At 62.2% G+C, this 4,651-nt stretch carries 4 protein-coding genes; all 4 read left to right on the top strand.

Features of this window, described 5'->3' with window-relative positions; genetic code table 11:
- Positions 1-1,067, top strand: a 1,067-nt coding sequence (locus BGN95_RS14375; protein WP_286773060.1) for a glycogen/starch/alpha-glucan phosphorylase, incomplete at its 5' end; no start/stop codon positions are given.
- A complete protein-coding gene (glgB, locus tag BGN95_RS14380) occupies positions 1,064-3,220 on the top strand; it encodes a 1,4-alpha-glucan branching protein GlgB (protein ID WP_286773061.1) in 2,157 nt (718 codons plus the stop codon). The genes BGN95_RS14375 and glgB, both read left to right, overlap by 4 nt.
- Positions 3,221-3,235: 15 nt before the next feature.
- Positions 3,236-4,495, top strand: a complete 1,260-nt coding sequence (gene glgC, locus BGN95_RS14385) for a glucose-1-phosphate adenylyltransferase (RefSeq protein WP_265312694.1) — start codon at positions 3,236-3,238, stop codon at positions 4,493-4,495.
- Positions 4,492-4,651: glycogen/starch synthase (locus tag BGN95_RS14390; RefSeq protein WP_286773329.1), on the top strand; the 160-nt coding region annotated here is incomplete at its 3' end. The genes glgC and BGN95_RS14390, both read left to right, overlap by 4 nt.

Here is a 4,651-nt window from a genome sequence, read left to right on the forward strand (position 1 = left end):
TCTATCCGACCCGGATCAACAACAAGACCAACGGCGTCACGCCGCGCCGCTGGCTGCAACAGTGCAATCCGGGCCTTACCGCGGTCATCCGCGACGCGATCGGCGACGGCTTCCTCGATGATGCCGAAAAACTCGCGGACCTGAACGCGCTGGCCGGCGATGCCGCCCTCGGCGAGCGCGTCGCCGAGGTCAAAAGATCGAACAAGGTGAAACTCGCCGCTCATCTCAAGGAACTGACCGGCGTCCGGCTCAACCCCGACGCCTTATTCGACGTCCAGATCAAGCGTATCCACGAATATAAGCGCCAGTTGCTGAATCTGATCGAGACCGTCGCGCTTTACGATCAGATCCGCAGCCATCCCGAGAAGGATTGGGTACCACGCGTCAAGATCCTCGGCGGCAAGGCGGCGCCCAGCTATTCCAACGCCAAGCTGATCATCAAACTGGCGAACGACATCGCCCGGCGGATCAACGCCGATCCGTCGGTCGGCGGGCTGCTCAAGGTCGTGTTCGTCCCCAATTACAATGTCACCCTCGCCGAACGCATCATTCCCGCGGCCGATTTGTCGGAACAGATTTCCACCGCGGGGATGGAAGCCTCGGGCACCGGCAACATGAAATTCGCCCTGAACGGCGCCCTGACGATCGGCACGCTCGACGGCGCGAATATCGAGATCAAGGATCGTGTCGGCGACGACAATATCTTCATCTTCGGCCTTACTGCGGACGAGGTCCTCGAGAAAAGGAACAACGGATACGATCCGCGCAAAACGATCGACGGCTCGAGCGAACTCCAGCAGGCGATGGCCGCGATCGCCTCGGGCGTATTCTCGCACGACGATCCCAAGCGCTATGTCGATCTGATGGGCGGGATCTACGACCACGACTGGTTCATGATCGCCGCCGATTTCGACAGCTATACCGCCGCGCAGCGCGCGGTCGATCAGGTCTGGGAGACGCCCGCGACCTGGCAGGCAATGGCGATCCGCAACATCGCCAATGTCGGCTGGTTCAGTTCGGATCGCACGATTGGTGAATATGCGAGGGATATCTGGGGAGTTAAGTGAAGCCATCGAAGGCCGCCATCGACGCCCTGCTGGAAGGCACCCATGCCGATCCCTTCTCCCTTCTCGGGGTGCATGGCGGGCCAAAGGGGGTTTTCGCGCGGGCGATCCTCCGCGGCGCGACGACGGTCGAGGTCCATGACCTGAGCGACAACCCGCTGGGCGCGCTGAAACAGGTCGATCCGCGCGGACTGTTCGAGGGATGGATCGCGGGCTCTCCCGTACCGGTAAAATACCATTGCCGGGCGGATGTGGGCGAATGGTGGGTCACCGACGCTTATTCGTTCGGGCCGGTCCTCGGGCCGATGGACGATTTCCTGATCGCGCAAGGCACCCATTTGCGGCTGTTCGACAAGATGGGCGCCCATATCGTCGAGCATCAGGGCGCAAAGGGCGTGCATTTTGCGGTATGGGCGCCTAATGCGCGGATCGTCTCGGTGGTCGGCGACTTCAACGACTGGGACCCGGCGCGCCATTCGATGCGGCGGCGGGCAGACATTGGTGTCTGGGAGATTTTCGTCCCCGATATCGGCGAATGGAACGCCTATAAATATCGCCTCATTGGACCGGGCGGGGCGATCTTGCCGCTCAAGGCCGATCCCTTTGCCTTCGCCTCGGAATTGCGACCACAGACCGCGTCGCTGGTCGCCACCCCGGGCAAAGTGCGCTGGGGCGATGAGCGGCACCGTGCTCACTGGGCAAGCGTCGACCCCCGCCGCCAGCCGATTTCGATCTACGAGGTTCATGCCGGCTCCTGGAACCGCGATCCGGCGGGCTGGTTCCTCTCATGGGACCGGCTCGCCGACGAGCTGATCCCCTATGTCGTCGAGCTCGGTTTCACCCATATCGAGTTTCTGCCTGTTTCCGAATATCCCTATGATCCGAGCTGGGGGTATCAGACGACGGGCCTTTATGCCCCCTCGTCCCGCTTCGGCGACCCCGAGGGCTTTGCACGCTTCGTCGACGGCGCGCATCGGGCCGGAATTTCCGTCCTTATCGACTGGGTGCCCGCGCACTTCCCGACCGACGCGCATGGCCTCGCCCGCTTTGATGGCACCGCCTTGTACGAGCATGAGGATCCCCGGCTCGGCTTCCATCCGGACTGGAACACCGCCATCTACAACTTCGGCCGCCGCGAGGTGGCAAGCTTTCTCGTCAACAACGCCTTATTCTGGGCCGAGCGCTACCATGTCGATGGCCTCAGGGTCGATGCGGTCGCCTCGATGTTGTATCGCGATTATTCCCGCCGCGACGGCGAATGGATCCGCAACAAGGATGGCGGGCGCGAAAACTGGGAAGCGGTGGCGTTCCTGCAGGCGATGAACAAGGCCGTCTATGGCAGCCATGCGGGCTTCATGACCATTGCCGAAGAGTCGACCGCCTGGCCCGGCGCGACGCTCCCCGTCCATGAGAACGGCCTGGGGTTCGGGTTCAAATGGAACATGGGCTTCATGCACGATACGCTGGCCTATATGGGGCGCGATCCGATCCATCGGCAATATCATCATGATGATATCACCTTCGGCCTCACCTATGCCTTCAGCGAGAATTTCGTCTTGCCGCTGAGCCATGACGAGGTGGTCCACGGCAAGGGCAGCCTCATCAACAAGATGAGCGGAGACGATTGGCAGAAATTTGCCGGCCTGCGCGCTTATTATGGCCTGATGTGGGGGTATCCGGGGAAGAAGCTTCTGTTCATGGGCCAGGAATTTGCCCAGCGGCGCGAATGGTCTGAGGCCCGGCCACTCGATTGGGACCTGCGCGCCGCGCCGGCCCATGAAGGGGTCCGCAATCTCGTGCGCGACCTCAACCGGCTCTATCGCGAAAAAGCCGCACTGCACGCGCGCGATTGCGAAGCGGAAGGGTTCGAATGGCTGATCGTCGACGACAAGGCAAATTCGGTATTTGCCTGGTTGCGCAAGGCGCCCGGGGCAGCGCCCGTCGCGGTCATATCCAATATGACCCCGGCGATACGCGAAGGCTATCGCCTGCCCCTGCCCCATGACGGCGGCTGGGACGAGGTGCTCAACAGCGATGCGGAAATCTACGGCGGCACCGGGACAGGCAATCTCGGCCGGATAATCGCCTCGGGCGGCGCGGCTGAGGTAACGCTGCCGCCGCTCGCGACGTTGATGTTCGAATGGAACGGGCGGTGAGCGGGAGAGTGCGGGATGCGTGACGTTTCAGGCCGGCCGCTGGCGCGCGAGGCGATGGCCTATGTCCTTGCGGGAGGACGCGGCAGCCGCTTGCGGGAATTGACCGACAATCGCGCAAAACCCGCGGTCTATTTCGGCGGGATGAGCCGGATCATCGACTTCGCCCTCTCCAACGCGATCAATTCGGGCATCCGGCGCATCGGCGTTGCCACCCAGTACAAGGCACATTCGCTGATCCGCCATATGAACCGCGCGTGGAATTTCATGCGGCCGGAGCGCAATGAGAGCTTCGATATCCTGCCGGCCTCGCAGCGCATTTCCGAACTCTTGTGGTACGAGGGCACCGCCGACGCGGTCTATCAGAATATCGACATCATCGCGGCCCATGCGCCGCGCTATATGATCGTTCTCGCCGGCGATCACATCTACAAGATGGACTATGAGTTGATGCTGCAACAGCATGTCAACTCGGGCGCGGATGTCACCGTCGGCTGCCTCGTCGTCCCCCGCAAGGATGCGAGCGATTTTGGCATCATGGCGGTGGATGCCGACAATGTGATCACCGATTTTATCGAAAAACCCGCCGATCCTCCTTCGATCCCCGGCGATCCGGGGCATTCGCTCGCCTCGATGGGCATCTATGTGTTCGAGACGCGATTCCTGTTCGAGCAATTGCAGCGCGATGCGGCAGAGCGGGATTCGAAGCGCGATTTCGGCGGGGACATCATCCCCTATATCGTCAAGCACGGAAAGGCGGTGGCCCACCGCTTCGCCGACAGCTGCATCCGCGCGGCGGAGGAGATCGAGGAATATTGGCGCGATGTCGGCACGCTCGACGCCTATTTTGAAGCCAATCTCGACCTGACCGATACCGTGCCGAAGCTCAACCTCTACGATCGCGACTGGCCGATCTGGACCGACCAGATCGTGTCCGCGCCGGCAAAGTTCGTCCATGACGAGGAAGGCCGCCGCGGCCATGCGATCTCGTCGCTCATCTCGCAGGATTGCATCGTGTCCGGCGCGGTCGCACGCCGCAGCCTGTTGTTCACCGGGGTGAAGATGGGTTCCTGGTCGAGCGTCAATGATGCGGTGATCCTGCCCTATTGCAATATCGGCCGGCATGCGCGGCTCAGCCGGGTGATCGTCGATTCAGGCGTGCGCATCCCCGAGGGGCTGGTCGTCGGCGAGGATCCGGAACTCGATGATCGTCGGTTCCGCCGCACGGAAAACGGCGTGTGCCTGATCAACAAGGCGATGATCGATCGGCTGATATGACGCTTTCCATACTCTCGGTCGCTTCGGAAGCGGTCCCGTTGATCAAGACCGGCGGCCTCGCCGATGTTGCCGGCGCGCTTCCGGCAGCGGTGGCGCCGCACGATATCGAGCTGACCACATTGCTGCCGGGTTACCCTTCGGTGCGCCGCGCGCTCG

It is taken from the genome of Sphingomonas sp. 66-10 (assembly GCF_001897045.1).
Taxonomy (GTDB): domain Bacteria; phylum Pseudomonadota; class Alphaproteobacteria; order Sphingomonadales; family Sphingomonadaceae; genus Sphingomonas; species Sphingomonas lycopersici.

Coding starts and splice junctions, on each gene's coding strand:
- glgC (WP_265312694.1), top strand. CDS start 3,236: ATGCGTGACGTTTCAGGCCGGCCGCTGGCGCGCGAGGCGATGGCCTAT.